Source organism: Rhodospirillaceae bacterium, from assembly GCA_018662005.1.
Taxonomy (GTDB): Bacteria; Pseudomonadota; Alphaproteobacteria; order Rhodospirillales; family JABHCV01; genus JACNJU01.
Genome location: JABJHA010000004.1, coordinates 191,317 through 208,986, shown reverse-complemented (window position 1 = coordinate 208,986; position 17,670 = coordinate 191,317). Strand labels below are relative to the sequence as shown.

15 protein-coding genes are annotated in these 17,670 nt (G+C 56.4%); 5 read left to right on the top strand and 10 right to left on the bottom strand.

The genetic code is table 11. The features are described 5' to 3' along the window. Nucleotides 1–20 precede the first annotated feature (20 nt). Nucleotides 21–443 carry a MucR family transcriptional regulator gene (locus HOL66_02280; GenBank protein ID MBT5243055.1) on the bottom strand — a complete coding sequence of 141 codons (423 nt, stop codon included), beginning with the start codon at nt 441–443 and terminating at the stop codon, nt 21–23. 73 nt (nt 444–516) lie between these two features. Here HOL66_02280 and HOL66_02275 point away from each other — a divergent pair, with 73 nt between their 5' ends. Continuing rightward, on the top strand, nt 517–792 hold the full coding sequence (locus tag HOL66_02275) for a sulfurtransferase TusA family protein (protein ID MBT5243054.1): 276 nt from the start codon (nt 517–519) through the stop codon (nt 790–792). A gap of 37 nt (nt 793–829) precedes the next feature. On the opposite strand, the gene HOL66_02270 is transcribed toward HOL66_02275, so the two are convergent. After that, on the bottom strand, nt 830–1,285 hold the full coding sequence (locus tag HOL66_02270) for a GNAT family N-acetyltransferase (GenBank protein MBT5243053.1): 456 nt from the start codon (nt 1,283–1,285) through the stop codon (nt 830–832). Further along, nucleotides 1,282–1,977 carry a tRNA (adenosine(37)-N6)-threonylcarbamoyltransferase complex dimerization subunit type 1 TsaB gene (tsaB, locus tag HOL66_02265; protein ID MBT5243052.1) on the bottom strand — a complete coding sequence of 232 codons (696 nt, stop codon included), beginning with the start codon at nt 1,975–1,977 and terminating at the stop codon, nt 1,282–1,284. The genes HOL66_02270 and tsaB overlap by 4 nt, the downstream gene beginning before the upstream one ends. 71 nt (nt 1,978–2,048) lie before the next feature. Here tsaB and ddpX point away from each other — a divergent pair, with 71 nt between their 5' ends. Next, the gene (gene ddpX / locus HOL66_02260; GenBank protein ID MBT5243051.1) at nt 2,049–2,606 is read left to right on the top strand and encodes a D-alanyl-D-alanine dipeptidase; all 558 of its coding nucleotides are present in this window, start codon (nt 2,049–2,051) and stop codon (nt 2,604–2,606) included. 7 nt (nt 2,607–2,613) lie between these two features. On the opposite strand, the gene HOL66_02255 is transcribed toward ddpX, so the two are convergent. Further along, entirely contained in the window at nt 2,614–3,198 is a 585-nt protein-coding gene (locus HOL66_02255) for a malonic semialdehyde reductase (GenBank protein ID MBT5243050.1), read from the bottom strand. 71 nt (nt 3,199–3,269) lie between these two features. Here HOL66_02255 and HOL66_02250 point away from each other — a divergent pair, with 71 nt between their 5' ends. Then, nucleotides 3,270–4,316: a polysaccharide deacetylase family protein gene (locus tag HOL66_02250; GenBank protein ID MBT5243049.1), complete on the top strand. Its 1,047-nt coding sequence runs from the start codon at nt 3,270–3,272 to the stop codon at nt 4,314–4,316. A gap of 239 nt (nt 4,317–4,555) precedes the next feature. Here the strand turns inward: HOL66_02250 and HOL66_02245 are convergent, their stop codons facing one another. From HOL66_02245 to mutS, 6 genes are all read right to left on the bottom strand, one after another. Next, nucleotides 4,556–5,593, bottom strand: a complete 1,038-nt coding sequence (locus HOL66_02245; protein MBT5243048.1) for a hypothetical protein — start codon at nt 5,591–5,593, stop codon at nt 4,556–4,558. A 289-nt stretch (nt 5,594–5,882) separates the two neighbouring features. Beyond that, nucleotides 5,883–6,446 (bottom strand): NifU family protein, encoded by a 564-nt coding sequence (locus HOL66_02240; GenBank protein MBT5243047.1) that lies wholly within the window; start codon nt 6,444–6,446, stop codon nt 5,883–5,885. Nucleotides 6,447–6,573: 127 nt separating this feature from the next. Beyond that, nucleotides 6,574–7,566, bottom strand: a complete 993-nt coding sequence (gene trpS, locus HOL66_02235) for a tryptophan--tRNA ligase (protein ID MBT5243046.1) — start codon at nt 7,564–7,566, stop codon at nt 6,574–6,576. Between the two features lie 54 nt (nt 7,567–7,620). Continuing rightward, nucleotides 7,621–9,162, bottom strand: a complete 1,542-nt coding sequence (gene murJ / locus HOL66_02230; protein MBT5243045.1) for a murein biosynthesis integral membrane protein MurJ — start codon at nt 9,160–9,162, stop codon at nt 7,621–7,623. Nucleotides 9,163–9,208: 46 nt separating this feature from the next. Then, nucleotides 9,209–11,989, bottom strand: coding sequence for a [protein-PII] uridylyltransferase (locus HOL66_02225; protein MBT5243044.1), 2,781 nt, complete (start codon nt 11,987–11,989; stop codon nt 9,209–9,211). A gap of 3 nt (nt 11,990–11,992) precedes the next feature. Continuing rightward, complete coding sequence (mutS, locus tag HOL66_02220) at nt 11,993–14,623, bottom strand: DNA mismatch repair protein MutS (GenBank protein ID MBT5243043.1); 2,631 nt, start codon at nt 14,621–14,623, stop codon at nt 11,993–11,995. 266 nt (nt 14,624–14,889) lie between these two features. Here mutS and HOL66_02215 point away from each other — a divergent pair, with 266 nt between their 5' ends. Both HOL66_02215 and HOL66_02210 read left to right on the top strand, forming a co-directional pair. Next, nucleotides 14,890–15,384 carry a hypothetical protein gene (locus HOL66_02215; protein ID MBT5243042.1) on the top strand — a complete coding sequence of 165 codons (495 nt, stop codon included), beginning with the start codon at nt 14,890–14,892 and terminating at the stop codon, nt 15,382–15,384. Between the two features lie 24 nt (nt 15,385–15,408). After that, nucleotides 15,409–17,667 (top strand): NADP-dependent malic enzyme, encoded by a 2,259-nt coding sequence (locus HOL66_02210; GenBank protein MBT5243041.1) that lies wholly within the window; start codon nt 15,409–15,411, stop codon nt 17,665–17,667. The last annotated feature ends 3 nt before the right edge of the window (nt 17,668–17,670 follow it).

Sequence of the window (17,670 nt, the reverse complement as noted above, 5' to 3'; positions counted from 1 at the left end):
CACTTCTGAAGACAGCTTCCCTAAGCTGCTTTGCCGCGACCCTTGCGGGGTTTTGTGCCAAGCCCGATTTTCTTCGCCAGATTGGAGCGGTGTTTCGCGTAATTCGGCGCAACCATCGGATAATCCGCACCCAGATTCCAGCGTTCACGATATTCTTCAGGCGACATATTGTAAGATGTTTTCAGGTGGCGTTTCAGCATTTTAAGTTTTTTGCCATCTTCCAGACAGATAATGTAATCAGGAAATATCGATTTTTTAACAGCAACTGCCGGGCGAGGACGTTCTGCCGTGCCCTGATCGCTTCCAATAGATGACAGGGTTTTATATACTTCCTGTATCAGATTGGGCAGGTCATTGACAGCAACCGTATTGTTGCCGACATGGGCCGAGACGATCTCGGTCGTCAGTTCCAGCACCTCGTTTATGTTTGGCTTGTCGCTCATTTTCAAAAAATTCCATTAAATTAATGATTTAGCATTATATAAAGAACACACACACCAATCGCAAGTTAATAGCATGAATAAAAACAATCAAAGCAAGAATCAGCCAAATGCCGATTACTTCCTGGATATCACGCCGGAAACCTGTCCCATGACCTTCGTTCGGACCAAGTTGGTGATTGAGAAAATGGCCCCGGGAGAATTGGCCGAAGTGCGGCTGCAAGGCGCAGAACCGCTTGAAAATGTGCCCCGTTCCGTGCTCGATATGGGCCATGAAGTGGTCAGTCTTGAACCCGAAGCCGAGACCGCGGTTAACGATGGAATTCATCGTTTGCTGATCCGTAAAAGGTAATTTTAGAGTCTGCGCGACTTATAATTATTTATCTTTATTACTTGGCTGTTATTTCAAGACTGTAAATCAAAGCGTCGGTTTTTTTCGCGCCGTGGTTATAATACCCTTTTCGCCTTCCAACCAGGGTGAAGCTGCTCTTCTCATAAAGTCCGCGAGCCGCCACATTATCTTCACCGACCTCAAGGAATATTTTTTCCGCTCCCTGCCTGCTCGCTTGGTCGATAATCGCCCGCAAGAGCCGCCCTGCCTGTCCTTCCCGACGGCCCTTCGGTGAAACGCCAATACTGATAATTTCGGTTTCGTCGGCGGCAAGGCGGAACAAGGCAAAGCCCTGTGGCTGATGATCAGTGCTGATAATCAGCGCACAGACACCCGGCATGGCGAGAATGTCGATGATCGCCTGACGATCCCAGGCGCTGTCAAAACAGTCGCCGTGCAGGGTTGCCAAAACCTCGGCGTGGGCGATGCCAGCCTCGATAATTTGGCTGTTCATGGGCGCAGCTTGCCGCCATCGCGGGGCAATTTGGCATCCGGCGGGCGCAGGTATAATGGGCTCGGCGTTGGCGCCGGATCACCAATTTTCCAGCGCCGCGCCGCAACGGCCGCCAGCGCCCGGGCATCAGGAACGCCGGGGGCGTCTACTGGGGAAACATCAATTTCTTTTTCGACCAGGGCGGCAAGCGCAACAGGCCCGGCATCACCGACAATTCCAATGGGGCCCGAAACAGCGCCCAGCCACTGGCTCAGGTTTTCAGGTTCAATGGCTTGCGGTTCCCCAACCCCCTGACCCGGTTTTGAAAACAGCTGCACATAAATGTCGGAACGCTTCGAATCCAGCGCCACCAGTAAAGAGCCATCGGGCCATGTCAGTTCGGGAACGGCCTGGGCAATAACTTCCGTCGTACTTATGCCAAGACAGGGCACATCAGTGGCCAGCGCCATGGCGCGGGCCGTGGCAAGGCCAATACGCAAACCCGTAAACGCGCCGGGCCCAACCGTTACGGCCAGCAAATCAAGTTCGCTTGCGTCAATATCGGCTTCCTCCAGCACATCGGCGATCATCGGGGCCAGGGCCTCTGCCTGACCACGGACCATTTCGATGAGGCGATGGCTGACGATAGCGCCGTCAATTGACAGCGCCACCGAGCAGGCGCTGGTCGCCGTGTCCATGGCCAAAATACGCATCTTGCCTTGCTCCGTTTGTTACTGTGAGGGTTATACTGGGAATCTCGTCAACGACAAGGTTCGTCTTAAATATGACACTGATCCCCATTTCCACCGAAAGCCACGATGTGGCGATCACCATAATGTACGCCACCGCTGACAACTTCACCGGCCAGCCGGTCTACACTCGACCCGGATGCTACCTGCACAGTGATGCCGAAGTGCTTTTACGGCGCGCCATTGACCTCGCCCGTGCTCAGGGGTGGCGTTTTCAGATCTTTGACGCCTTCCGCCCGTCCGAGGCCCAGTTCAAACTTTGGGATCATACCCCGGACCCGGATTTTCTGACCGATCCTAACCGGGGTTCGCCCCATTCACGGGGTGTCGCCATTGATTTGACGCTTGTTGATGCCGGTTCCGGTGAAGCCCTTGATATGGGCACCGCGTTTGATGCCTTCACGCCGCTGTCTCATCACGGCAATACCGATATTTCCCCGGTCGCTCAGGAAAATCGCTATCGCCTGTTGGGTTTAATGACGGCGGCGGGTTGGGACTGTTACCTGAAAGAGTGGTGGCACTACCAGCTTTTCGACAGCCGTTCCTACGAGGTCATGAATGATCATGTTCTGGATCAGCCGATGATGGGCTAAAGGCCAATTATTCAACCCGGCATACTTCATCAAAACTGAAGCGGGGGCTGCGCCCGTACAGATGGTCATCATTGCCGTAGCCGATGGAACAGATAAAATTCGATTTAACCGTCGTTCCGGCAAAGAAATCCGCATCGACCATGACGTTATCGAAGCCGGACATGGGGCCGCAATCAAGCCCCAGAGCCCTTGCCGCCATCAGAAAATAACCGCCCTGCAAGGTGCCGTTGCGAAACGCCGTTGTCTGGATCAGTTCATCATCCCCGGCAAACCAGGAGCGCGCGTCCGTGTGCGGAAACAGTTTCGTCAGGTGTTCATAAAATTCCATATCGTAGCCGATGATCGCCGTTGCCGGGGCGGCCATCACCTTGGCCACATTACCGTCCATCAGGGCCGGTCGCAGTTTCTCCTTGGCCTCGTCGCTTGTCACAAAAACAATGCGGGCGGGTGAGCAATTGGCGCTGGTCGGGGCCATGCGGGTCAGGTTCCAGATATCCTCGAGCATCCCTTCGGGCAATGGCTTGTCGGTCCAGCCATTTCTTGTCCGGGCCTTGTTAAACAACAAATCGAGGGTCGCATCATCGGCTTTCATTGGGCTTCGTCCTTCATTTGCTTTGCATTAACCATTACGGTGGAGAATGTGGTGTCATCAAGGGGTTTAATGTGCTGCGACATATTCTGTCAGTTTTTTTTATCATTGTGCTTGGCCTGTGCGTTGTGCCGCTTCCGGCCCATGCCGGCAATTCGGCCGTTATCTTTATGTATCACCGTTTTGGTGAGGATGATTTCCCGACAACCTCCATCAAAATCGCCCAGTTTGAGGCTCATCTTGAGGAATTAAAATCCGGTGGCTATCAGGTGATGGCGCTGGCCGACATTATCAAGGCTCTGCATGATGGCGAAGAACTTCCCGATAAAGCCGTCGCCATCACCATTGATGATGCCTATTTGTCCGTTTACGAGAAAGCCTGGCCGCGCTTCAAGGCGCTGGGTTTTCCCTTTACGCTGTTTGTCGCCACCGATCCTGTCGACCGGGGCATTCGCGGCTATATGTCTTGGGATCAAATCCGTGAGTTGCAACAGGACGGCGCCGGTATCGGCAGTCAGACTGCCTCTCACCTGCACATGGCCAGTTCCAGCGTTCTCGCCAATCGCCGCGATCTGGATAAATCCAACGCCCGCTTCAAGAAAGAGCTTGGCTCAAAACCCGCCTTCATCGCCTATCCTTATGGCGAGGCCAGCGAACGTGTTATCGACCTTGTCCGCTCAACCGGCTTTAAGGCCGGGCTTGGCCAACATTCGGGAGTCGCGGCCAAAACCCCGGATATTTATTATTTGCCACGCTTTGCCCTGAACGAAACCTACGGCGACATGAAACGCTTCAAGCTGGCCGCTAACGCCCTGGCCCTGAACATCGTTGACGTTACCCCGAACGATCAGTTGATTGATGTGGAAGATGACAACCCGCCGGCTTTCGGTTTCACCATCAATGGCGATGAAGCCCTGACAAAAAGCCTGAACCGATTATCATGTTTCGGTTCTCACGAAGGCAAGCTGGACGTTTCACGACTTGCCGGGGAAGCTGGTCAGACGCGCATTGAAATCAGAATGCAAAAAGCCCTGCCGCGGGGTCGCACCCGGTTTAACTGCACCCTGCCAGCCAAAAATGACCGCTGGTACTGGTTCGGACGTCAGTTTTTTAAGAAATAGTGATAGCCCCTCATTAAGGTTCAAGCCCCTCAAGCGCCGGGCGCTCACTCCGTTCGCTTGGCTGGGCCTCTGGAAGTCAAAATATAAATAGCGACAGGAGAATATTCTATCGCCATTGAAAATATTTCTCCCCAAGCCCGCGACCGCGGGCCGGCGCTTATGCGGCGAGCCAAGGGTTCGGAGAACCCGCCCGGCGCTTGAGGGGCTTGAGGGGCTTGAACCTTAATGAGGCGGTTTTCTTATATCGCCGAGGCGATTTTTTCGTCAGGCGCGCCGTCATCAAGACGGGCCCCATCGAGGGGGCTTAAGCCGTTGTATTCAATAAGATTACGCAACGCCGCCACATAAGCCTGACCGCGTTCCGAATATTTATGCAGCTTGCCGGCCAACACCCGGCTGTCGAGGGGCGCTCCGGCGCGACGAATAGCCTGACGGGTGTTTCGGAAACCCTTGTAGGCGCGGTGACTGTTTAAATTCATGGTATAGGCGCGGACCGAATCAATCAGCGAATCAAAGGCTTTGACCTGATGCTTCTTGCCCTGATCGCGCTTAAGCGGGGTCAAGCCGGTGCTTGAGGCAAATGTCCACTGACCGAAAATGGCGTTGCCTTCCTTGGCGAAGCGTGACGTCCCCCAGCCGCTTTCTTCGGCCGCCTGGGCCAGGGCAAGGGCTGGCGGGATAATGTCGATACGGCTGATCAAGGCGTCAATATCGCCAGCCTTAACACCGTAGCGTTCGGTCATCACCCGAAGCCACAAACGCTCGGCGGCGCTATGCTTTATGCCAAGGCCGGTGCTGTAGCGCAGTTTCCACAAACGCGCCCGATCGGCAAGAATCTCTTCGTTTACCTGCAACACCAACGGCAACATGGTCTGAAAAAACAGCGCTTTGCGTTGCTTGTTCTCGGGCACCTGGGCCAGGTCTTCAGGAAGGGTGGCGAGGAAAACACGCGGCACTGGTTTATCGCCGGACTTGACCTTGTCAAGATGATAGCCAAGACGGCCAAAGGTCGTGTGCAAACTTCTCGCGGTCGCCGCGACAGGACCCGAGGCTACATCGAAATCCTTTAACTCCTGACTTACTTCAAGCGGCTTGATGATTTCGCTTGTCACAGCACCGGGTGCCAGGCCGCCGGTCAGAATCATCGGCTCAGCCTTGTTCAGGGAAGCGCGCGGCGCAGCACTGCCGCTTGCTGGCGGGCTGATCCAGGCCGCCGCAATCAAGACAGATACAAAGCCCCCGACGAGGGCGAGTGCGCCACGTTCAAAATTCATCATTTTCTCTGGAATTGGCCGAACCACGTCACTTTGGCTCGATTCTGGTTGTTCATGCCCCATAAATAAGCCCGTTCCGTCTCTTCAAAATCGCCACAATATATACACTATATTGTGAGAAAATCAAATAACGCGCTAAATATTGTGCCCAAAGCGCGTATATCGAGTGGAAGAATGGCCGGCGAAGGATCGGATAGTAGTCAATTTTGCGGCCCGGAGTCACGCAGATTCAGCAACCGCAACCGCATATCACCCCTGCAACAGATGCATGGATGCCACACTATTTATATGATTATTCGGAGGCCCGCACTTCCGTGACTTCAGGAATGTAATGACGCAGCATGTTTTCTATACCGTGCTTGAGCGTTGCACTTGATGACGGGCAGCCCGAACAGGCGCCTTGCATGGTCAGGTAAACAACACCGTCCTCAAAGGAGTGGAAAACGATGTCGCCGCCATCCTGGGCGACGGCCGGACGAACGCGGGTATCGAGCAACTCCTTGATTTGCCCTTCAATGCTGCCATCGGCCGCATCATCGTCGTCATCATCATCAGCAGAGCTGTTTTCGATCACTGGCTTGCCGGCGGTGAAGTGTTCCATGATGACGCCGAGAACCAACGGCTTCATGGTTTCCCATTCTTTGGCGTCGGTCTTGGTGATGGTGATAAAATCACCGCCCAGGTAAACCCCGTTGACGCCATCCAGCTCAAACAACCGCAGAGCCAATGGAGAGCGCGTCGCCATTTCGGCACCAGTAAAATTAGCGCCGCCCTGGCCGGTGGCGTTCATCACATCGCAGCCTGGCAAAAATTTAAGGGTCGCCGGATTGGGGGTGCCTTCGGTCTGAATAAACATTTTCAATCTTAACCTTTACAACGTTGAACGGGTTGGCCTGAAAAAGCCTCGTTAACTGGAAGCTACTAGATGGGCCTAAATGAGAAAAATTTCAAGGGGTCGCTCGATTCAGGGCTGATTTATCTACTTACAGAAACCCGACCGTTTCACGCACTTCCTTAAGGATCGGCGCGGCCATGGCCTGGGCCCTTTTTGCACCGTCAGCCAGAACCCCTTCAACATAAGCCGGGTCGTCCATCAAGCGGCGCATTTCATCCTGAATGGGTGACAGCTTGGCAACCGCCAAATCGGCCAGACTTTGCTTGAATGTGGAAAATTGTTGACCGCCAAAGTCTTGGCAGACTTTGCTAATGTCAGTATCTGATAAAGCCGCGTAAATGCCCATAAGGTTTGCCGCTTCGGGCCTGTCGACAAAGCCGGTCGGGCTATCCGGCAGGGCGTCCGGATCGGTTTTCGCCTTTCTGACTTTCCTGGCGATGGTGTCCGCATCATCGGTCATGGTGATGCGTGATTGCTGTGAAGGGTCGGATTTACTCATCTTGCTGGTTCCGTCGCGCAATGACATTACCCGGGTTCCTGCGCCAAAAATCAAAGGTTCAACAACAGGAAATAGTTCTTTCTTAAAGTCATTGTTGAACTTCTGGGCGATGTCGCGAGTCAATTCCAGGTGCTGCTTTTGATCTTCGCCGACCGGCACGTGGGTCGCCTTGTAGAGTAAAATATCGGCGGCCATCAGGCATGGATAGGCATACAGACCGATCGATGCGTTTTCCTTGTGCTTACCGGCTTTTTCCTTGAACTGGGTCATTCTGTTGAGCCATCCCATGCGGGCGACGCAATTGAAAATCCAGGCAAGTTCGGCATGTCCCGGCACCTGGGATTGGTTGAAGACGATATGGCGCTTGGGATCGATACCGGAAGCCAGCAAGGCGGCGGTAACCTCGCGGGTGCTGGCGCGCAGCTCGGCCGGATCCTGCCAGACGGTGATGGCGTGCATATCGACGACACAGAACAGGCATTCATAGTCATCTTGCAAGCGTACCCAGTTGCGGATCGCGCCCAAATAGTTGCCAAGGTGAAGATCGCCTGTCGGCTGCACGCCGGAAAAAATTCTGCTCATAATTTCAAAAACCTTAAATGAAGACGGCGAACTTATGGGGCAGGACACTATCGGTCAAGGGCGACGCAGACTTTTTATATCATCAAGACGGGCCGCACCGCTCAGCTGTGCGAGCACGGCAAAGCTGGCAAGGCCGGCGGCAATCAACACACCAAGGGCAAGCCCGCGTTCAAGCTCTGCCCCGACCAGCCAGGGAGCCAGCCCCGGCATGGAAAAATAAAGCACCGCTCCCATGCCGACGCTGGCAAGCAACGTGCGCGGCAGGCGTTCTTTCAGTCGGGCGTCAATGACCAGATGTCCTCTGCGATGCAGAACATAGGCCATCAAGCCTGCATTGAGCCAGCTTGACGCCGCCGTCGCCATGGCAATGCCGACATGCAGAAACGGCCCCATCAGGATCAGTGAGAGAGCAACATTAACGACCATGGCGCAGACCGCGATTTTTACCGGGCTGGCCGTATCGCCGCGGGCAAAAAAGCCCGGCGCCAGTGCCTTGACCAGAACATAGGCCGGTAGGCCCAAGGCGAAAATACTCAGCGCTGCAGCCGTCGCAGCGGCTTGTGGCTCGCCAAAGGCACCGCGCTCGAACAACACCCGAACCAGCGGGTCGGCAATGACAAAAAGCGCGCAAGCGGCGGGCAGGGTAAGCAGCAAGGAAAATTCGACGGCCCGGTTTTGGCTGTGTTGCACAGCGCCGTCGTCACCGGCCCTGATTTGCCGAGACAGCATCGGCAGCAAGGCGGTGCCAACGGCGACACCGACAACCCCCAGCGGCAATTGGTTAACCCTGTCAGCAAAAAACAGATAGGAGATCGAACCCGCAGGCAGGAACGAGGCGATGATGGTGTCGATCAGCAGGTTTATTTGATAAATTCCGGCCCCCAGGGCGACCGGCAAGGCCCGCCTGACCAGCAAGCGGACGTTGTCGCTGAGAGCAGGCATCCGCAAACGGGGTTGAAATCCAACCCGCCGACAGTGCGCCGCAAGCCAGCCGAACTGAACAACACCTGCGACAAAAACACCCCACGCCAATGCATGGGCCGGGGTTTTGGCCAGTGGCGCGAAAATCAGCACCGCGCCAATCAGGCAAATGTTCAGTAAAATCGGGCTCGCCGCGGCGGCGGCAAATTTGCCAAAGGAATTGAGCACACCGGCCATTAGCGAGACCAGCGAGATAAAAATGATGTAGGGGAAGGTAATGCGGGTCAGGGCGACGGCAAGGTCGAATTTTTCAGGCTCCGCAAGGAACCCTGGCGCAAACACCATCATCGCCCACGGCATCGTCAGTTCCAGAACAATGACCAGCACCAGCAACGCCCACAACAGCGCCGCCAGGGCCTGATCGGCAAACTGCCTGGCCGCCTCTTCGCCTTCTTCTTCCAGAATACCGGCGAAGATCGGCACAAACGCCATGTTGAACGCCCCTTCGGCGAAAAGCCTACGGAACAGGTTGGGAAATTTGAAGGCGACAAAAAACACATCCGCCAACATGCCGGCGCCCAGCACGGCGGCAATCAGAATGTCGCGAACAAAGCCAAAAACACGACTGACCATGGTCATTGAGCCGACCGTGGCGATGGAACGCAATAAAGTCATGACCCCTGATTAAAGGTTATTTGTGGCCCTGAAAAGGCGGCAGCGTCTAACTGGTGACGGTGGCCGCCTGTTTTTTATCCTCAGGCGGAGTGATCGCTTCGAGAAGCGCCTTCTTGATTTGCTCGGTTTTCCTGTCGTGGTCAACACGAAGACCAAACACGTCCTTGACATAGAAGACATCGACGACGCGCTCGCCGTAGGTGGAAATATGGGCCGAGGCAATTTGCAGACCGATGCCGGTCAGCGCCCCGGTGACGTCGCTCAAGAATCCCTGACGATCCCGCCCGTTGACCTCGATCACCGTGTACTTGGCGCTGACCGTGTTGTCGATCAACACCCGCGGCGGCACCTTGAAGACGCCGGTGCGGCTGGGAATGGCCCGCTCACGCAGTTTTTTCAGTTCCTGGGCAGGTTGTAACTTGCCATTCAGGGCGTCGGCAATACGCCCCTTCAGGCGTTTCAGGTGTTCTTTTCTATCAAAAGGACCGCCGTCCGCGTCCTGAATCCAGAACGTATCCAGGGCCATTCCGTTTGCCAGGGTGGAAATGCGGGCGTCGACAATTGTCGCATTGGTCAGCGACATGGCGGCGGCGATGCGGGCGAAGACGCCTGGATGGTCGTGGGTGTAGATCACCACTTCGGTTACTTCGCGTTCCTGATCGAGACGATTTTCGATGGTAATGTCGCGGCCCTTGGCATCAGCCCCGGCAATCATGCGGGCGTGGTGAGCGTGGGCCACCTCATCATAGCAAAGCCAGTAATCATCATAGCCCTTGGCGATATGGGCATCGATATCCTCCGCTTTCCAATCGGCAAGTTCGGCGACCAGTTTTTCCTTGGCCCGGGCGACCCGTTTGGAGCGAACCTCGGCGGTGGTCCCCCCGGCCATGGTTTCCTGGGCGCTATAATACAAATCACGCAGCAACTGCGCCTTCCAGCCATTCCAGACGCCGGGGCCAACGGCTCGGATATCAACCACCGTCAGGATCAAAAGCAGGCGCAAACGTTCGGGTGATTGCACCACCTCGACAAAATCACTGATCGTCTTGGGATCATCGACATCGCGTTTAAAGGCGGTGCGGCTCATGCTCAAATGCTGTTCGACAAGCCAGACAACGGTATCGCTTTCCCACTCGTTAAGTCCCAGGCGCGGGCACAGCTTGCGGGCAATGGTGCCGCCAATTTCCGAATGATCGCCGCCCCGGCCCTTGGCGATGTCATGCAGCAGGACGGCCACATAAAGGGCGCGACGGGATTGCAGTTCGCGGATCACCGAGGTGGCGACGGGGTGATCATCGGCGAGCTTGCCTTCCTCGATACGGGCAAGAATGCCGATGGCGCGGATGGTGTGCTCGTCAACCGTATAGACATGGTACATGTCGTACTGCATCTGGGCGACGACCCGGCCGAACTCGGTGATAAAACGGCCAAACACACCGGCTTCGTTCAATCGCCTGAGCGCCAGTTCCGGGTTTTTCCGGGACGTCAGAATATCCATGAACACGGCGTTGGCCGCCTCCTCACGGCGCATAACTTTATCAATCAGGCGCAGGGATTCGGTAACCGACCTTAGCGCACTGGGGTGGATATCAAGCTCAAGGCGCTGGGCTTCGGCAAACAGGGTCAGCAATTTGATCGGGTCTTTCTTGAAAGCGTCTGGCGTTTCCAGGGCGAGGCGATCAACATCAAACCTGAAACCCTGCACATCACGACGCAGGAACGACAGCCTGGGCAAACGGAAACGCTTTTTTTTATGTTCGGATTCAAGAACCGCGCAGATAATCCGGGTCAGATCGCCAACGTCCTTTGCGACCAGAAAATAATGCTTCATGAAGCGCTCAACGCCCCGGGAGCCAGCGTGGTCCTTGTAGGCCATGCGCGCGGCCAGTTCGCTCTGAACATTAAAGGTCAGGCGTTCTTCGGGGCGGCCAGCCAGATAGTGCAGGTGGCAACGCACCGTCCACAGGAAGTTTTGCACCTTGGCAAAGCGCTTGGCGTCGCGCTTGGTCAGCACGGCCTTTTCAATCAGCTCTTCGACGGCTTCAACCCGGTACAGATACTTGGCGATCCAGAACAGGGTCTGAACATCCCGCAAAGCGCCCTTGCCTTCCTTGACGTTGGGCTCCAGCACATAACGGGTATCGCCCATGCGTTCGTGACGTTCGTCCCTTTCGGCCAGCTTCGCATCAACAAAGGCAGGGCCGGACGACGCTTCGATATCGGCGGAAAATTTCTCCTTGAAGCGCTTGTATAGAGCTTCATCTCCCCACAGGTAGCGGGCCTCCAGCAGCGACGTGCGAATGGTCAGATCATCATGGGAAAGTTTCACCGCCTCCTCGACAGAACGGGTCGCATGGCCGACCTTTAGCCCTAAGTCCCACAGCATGTAGAGCATGTATTCGATGACCTGCTCGGTACGGGGAGTGCGTTTGTAATTGAGCAAAAACATCAGATCGATATCTGAATACGGGGCCAGTTCGCCGCGCCCGTAGCCGCCGGTGGCGATGATGGAAATCTGCTCGCCGATTGTTGGATTGGCGACCGGATAAACATACGTCACGGCGGTGTCGTAAAGCACCCGGATCAACTGGTCGATCAGGAACGACTGGGCCCGCACCGTATCGGCGCCCTTGACCCGTTCATGCTCGAATCGTCGCCTGATTTCGGCATTACCGGCGGCCAGCGTTTCCTTGAAAAGAACAAGCACCTCGCCGCGATTGCGGGTGCCGATGCCTGACCAGGCGGCCATCTCGGTAAAGCGGGCGAACAACGCCTTGCGGTCGATGATATCACGTTGGCGGGGAATCTTTTTAAGGGTTGCGGACATGGCCTAACTCTTCAGCAAGCCTTTAAGAAGATAAAGCGCCTCGAGGGCTTCCTTCGGTGTCAGTTCGTCCGGATGGATTTCAGCCAGCGCCTCATCAAACGGAGAGGGCCCGCTGGGTTTGGCAGCGGCTTGCGGGCTGGCCTGAAACAGCGGCAGGTCATCGGCCAATTTGGTCAGGGCCGAAGACTGTTCACCGGCTTCCAGGCTTTCAAGAATTTCTTCAGCCCGGGTAATCACAGCACCTGGCAACCCGGCCAGACCCGCCACATGAATACCGTAGGATCGGTCGGCAGCGCCGTGGCCGACGGCGTGCAGAAAGACCACATCGCCCTGCCATTCCTTGACTTTCATCGTGTGACAGGCAAGCTGGTCCAACCGTGCCGTCAACGCCGTCAGTTCATGGTAGTGGGTCGCAAACAGGGCCCGGCAGCGGTTGACCTCGTGCAAATTCTCGATCACCGCCCAGGCGATGGACAGGCCGTCGAAGGTGGCAGTGCCACGGCCGATTTCATCAAGGATGACAAGCGCCTGCGGCCCGGCCTGATTAAGAATGGCCGCCGTTTCGACCATTTCAACCATGAATGTGGAGCGCCCGCGAGCCAGATCATCCGCCGCCCCAACCCGCGAGAACAGCCTGTCGACGGCACCAATGTGGGCGCTGTCGGCGGGTACGAATGAGCCCATCTGGGCAAGCACGGCAATTAGGGCATTCTGGCGCAGGAAGGTGCTTTTGCCGGCCATATTGGGGCCGGTCAGAAGCCACAAGTGGCCATCGTCCGCGCCGTCCCCGCCAAGCCGGCAATCATTGGCGACGAAGGCCGCCTCGCCGCGTTGTTGCAACGCCGCCTCGACCACCGGGTGGCGGCCGCCCTGAATATCAAATTCCATGGAAGCATCAACCCGGGGGCGGGTATAGCGCCGCTGCCGGGCCAGATGCGCAAGAGCTGTGGCAACGTCTATGCTGGCAAGGGAGGAGGCGCTAAGAGCAATGTCTTCAACCCGGCCGGTGATTTCACCAAGCAAATCATCAAACAAGCTGAGCTCCAGGGCCAGCGCCTGATCGGCGGCGCGGCCAATCTTTTGCTCCAGTTCGTTTAACTCAATCGTAGAAAAGCGCATGGCGTTGGCCATGGTCTGGCGGTGGATGAAAGCGTCTTCCGGGCCGCACGGTACGGTGTCGCCATGCTTGGCCGGAACCTCGACAAAATAGCCAAGCACATTGTTGTGTTTGACTTTCAATGCTGAGATTCCAGTGGCCTCAACATAACGGCTTTGCAGACCGGCGATCAGGCGCCGACTTTCATCCCTGAGCAAGCGAAACTGATCAAGCTCGGCGGCATATCCTTCGGCGATAAAGCCGCCATCGCGGACGTACAGCGGAAGGTCGGGGGAGAGCGCCCGGGCCAGCCGTTCAATCAACTCGCCATGATGACCAAGGCCACGCACGGCGGCCTCGATGCCCTGGGGAACGCCGGAAACGGTCGGGTCCTCAAGAACAGCCCTTAACGTTGCGCTCATGGCCAGACCATCACGGACAGCCCCCAGATCACGTGGACCGCCACGGCCAAGTGTCAGCCTTGAGAGGGCGCGGGCGATGTCGGGACAGCGCTTGAGGCCGCCACGCACATCCTCGCAGAGCCTCTCGCCATCCATAAAGAATTGCACCATGTCGAGGCGGGTGTCGATCTCTGCCGGTTCGCGAAGCGGCGCTGCAAGGTGGGACGCCAGCAATCTGGCGCCAGCGCCGGTCAAGGTCGCGTCAATGATACTGAGCAGCGAACCCTTGCGTTCGCCGCTCAGGGTCAGGGTCAGTTCCAAATTGCGCCGGGTCGCCGCGTCGATTTCCATAACCTGGGTTGTGCTCAACTGTTTCAGGTGCGCGATGCGGGGCAGCTGCCCTTTTTGGGTTAGCTCAACGTAATCAACCAGGGCGGCGGCGGCGGCCTGTTCGGCCCGCCCAAAGTCGCCAAAGGCCTCAAGGGTCTTAACCCCGAACAGGGATTGCAGGCGCTTTTCGCCATTGGCGCTATCGAAACGGGCAGGGGGCAGGACCGACAGCTTGTCGCGCCAGTCCGCCAGGGTTTCAAACAGCGTCGGTTTTTCGATCAAGGTGTCTGAAACCAGCACCTCGCCGGGCCCAATGCGGGCCAGGGCGGCAGCCAGATAGTCCGCCTGTATGGGCTGGCACAAAAATTCCCCGGTTGATATTTCGATCCAGGATAAGCCGAGTTTTCCGCCAGCTTCGGCAATGGCGGCCAGATAATTATGCTGGCGCGCATCGAGCAATGTCTCTTCGGTCAGGGTTCCCGGTGTCACCAGACGCTGAACGGCGCGTCTGACAACCGCCTTGGGGCCACGCTTTTTTGCTTCCAGCGGGTCTTCAACCTGTTCGCAGACGGCAACCTTGAAGCCGCTAAAAATCAGTTTTTCAAGATAGCTCTCGTGGCTGTGAACCGGCACCCCGCACATGGGAATGTCCTCGCCCAGATGCTTGCCGCGCTTGGTCAGGGTGATATCTAGGGCGGCGGCGGCCTTGATCGCATCATCAAAGAACAGTTCGTAGAAATCCCCCATCCGGTAGAACAGGATATAATCGGGATGGGCGTTCTTGATTTCCATGAACTGAACCATCATCGGCGTCACCCCGTCCGTTTTTGATGCCATGGAGGGGGCTTTGGCCGGGGTATCTGTCTGCGCGGGCGCGCTTTCAAGGGAGCTGGTCTTTGGCGCTGACTTGGGCACTGGCATGATCCGGGACAGTAAAAGTTGGGCTACCTTATCACACCCGATTTGGCGGCGGCTACTCGGGCGATGATGATTTTCCCTCTTTAGACTAGGATTCAGTGTCATCGTTGGGCACAATAGGCCGAACACCCTGGGACTTTTAAGGAAAATACATCGTGACCGAAAACTCTTCAGCCACATCAGCCCGTGAGGTCGTGGGCCTGTTTGCCGAACGAGACACTTTCGAGGCCGCCATCAATGCCTTGCGTAAGGCCGGGTTCGAGCATTCGGACCTGAGTCTGTTGTCATCCCATGAATCACTTGATGCTGCGGGTGAGCCAGCCAAACCCTGGCGCGACGTCCTGACCGCGCTTGTCGGCGAGTTGAAATTCGAGGCGCCGCTGGTCGCTTCGGGGGCAATTTTTCTGGCTGGCGGGCCGATGGCCGCGACGGTTGCCGGCCTGATCGGCGCGACCACCGGCGTTATCGCCGCCAAGGAAGTAATCGAAGGGGTAACATCAAGTCCCCACACCGAAGATTTCGCCCGCTCGCTGGAGGCCGGAAGCGTCATCTTGTGGGTGCGCGCCGATAGCAAAGACCGTGAAGACATCGCGACCCGGGTCTTGGGCGACACGGGCGCCAGCAATGTCCACATTCACGAGCCCGCATAATTACACCAATGGATACTGACCATTATGGCCAATAAAAAAAACAACAACCTCGATGCCGAAGCCCTGAAATTTCACGCCCGGGGACGGCCCGGAAAACTTGAAATTCAGGCGACAAAACCGCTTACCACACAACGCGACCTTTCCCTTGCCTACTCGCCGGGTGTCGCCGCACCGTGCCTTGAAATCGAGCGCGACCCCTCCTTTGCCTACGACTACACGGCCAAGGGTAACATCGTCGCCATTATCTCGAACGGCACAGCCGTGCTGGGACTGGGCAATCTGGGTGCGCTCGCCTCAAAACCGGTGATGGAAGGCAAGGCGGTGCTGTTTAAGCGCTTTGCCGATGTTGATGGTATCGATCTTGAAGTCAGCACGGAAGACGTCGATGAGTTCGTAAACTGCGTTAAATTCCTGGGCGCCACATTCGGCGGCATTAATCTTGAGGATATTAAGGCCCCTGAATGTTTCATTATCGAGCAGCAATTGCGCGAAATCATGGACATTCCGGTTTTCCATGATGACCAGCATGGCACCGCCATCATCACCGCCGCAGGACTGATTAACGCCCTTGATCTGACCGGCCGGGATATGTCCTCGGTCAAGGTCGTCGCCAACGGCGCGGGTGCTGCTTCCATTGCCTGTGTCGAGTTGATCAAAAGCATGGGTGTGCTCCACGACAATGTCATCATGTGCGATTCAAAAGGGGTCATTCATCAAGATCGCAAAGACGGCATGAACCAGTGGAAATCTGCCCACGCCATCAACACGGAGGCGCGCACCCTTGAAGACGCCATGGTCGACGCCGATGTCTTTTTGGGTCTTTCGGTCAAGGACGCGGTCAGCCCCAAAATGGTCAAGTCCATGGCCGACAAGCCTATTATTTTCGCCATGGCCAACCCGGATCCGGAAATCCTGCCCGAAGACGCCAAGGCGGCAAGGCCGGACGCACTGATCGCCACCGGTCGTTCTGACTATCCCAATCAAATCAACAATGTTCTCGGATTTCCCTATATTTTCCGCGGCGCACTGGATGTCCGCGCCTCCACCATCAATGATGAAATGAAAATCGCCGCCGCACATGCGATTGCCGAACTGGCCCGTGAAGACGTCCCCGATGAAGTCGGTGCGGCTTACGGACGTTCTTTGCAGTACGGCCCCGAATACATGATCCCGGCTCCCTTTGATCCGCGCCTGATCAAGGCCGTGCCGCAAGCCGTTGCTAATGCGGCGATGAATTCCGGCGTCGCCCGCAAACCGATTATCGATATGGAAGCCTACGGCAATGAGCTGTCTGCCCGCCTTGATCCAACGGCCGCAAGCCTGCAGGCGATTTTTGAATCAGTACGCGCCCACCCAAGGCGCGTTGTTTTTGCCGAAGGCGAGGAAGAAAAAAGTATTCGCGCCGCCGCGTCCTTTTTCAACTCAGGCTATGGCGTACCAATCCTGCTGGGCCGTGAGGACAAGGTTCTTGAAACCATGAAATCCCTGGGCCTGCCCAAAATCGATGGTCTTGAAATTCACAATGCCCGCTTAAGCACCTCAAACAAAGACTACACGGACTTCCTGTACGAGCGCTTGCAGCGCAAGGGTGCGCTCTACAGGGATTGCCAGCGCATGGTCAATCAGGAGCGCAATCTTTTCGCCGCCTGTATGGTTGCCCTTGGCGACGCCGACGCCATGCTGACCGGACTGACGCGAAATTATTATGTCGCCCTTGACGAAATCACCCGCGTCCTTGACCCCCGGCCAGATGAGTACATCTTCGGCCTGTCGCTGGTGCTGGCCCGCGATCGCACGTTGTTTGTCGCCGACACCTCGGTCCACGAATTACCCGATCCGCACCAACTCGCCGATTTCGCCATTCAGACCGCAGCCGTAGCCCGCCGTATGGGCCATGAACCGCGGGTGGCGCTGTTGTCGTTTTCCAATTTCGGCAACCCCATGCTGGAGCGCGCTGAAATTATTCGCGACGCCGTTCATGTTCTTGACGAACGCCAGGTTTCATTTGAATACGACGGCGAGATGGGTGTCGATGTGGCGCTCAATTCAGAGCTTCTGAAACATTATCCGTTTTGCCGCCTGTCAGAGCCTGCCAACGTGCTGATTATGCCGGGGCTTCACTCATCGCAAATCGCCACAAACCTGCTCCACGAATTGGGCGGCGGTACGGTCATTGGGCCAATGCTGATGGGGCTATCAAAGCCGGCGCAGATCGTACCCATGGGTGCGACGGTTTCGGACATGGTCAACATGGCGGCGCTGGCCGCTCACGACGCCACTTAAAAG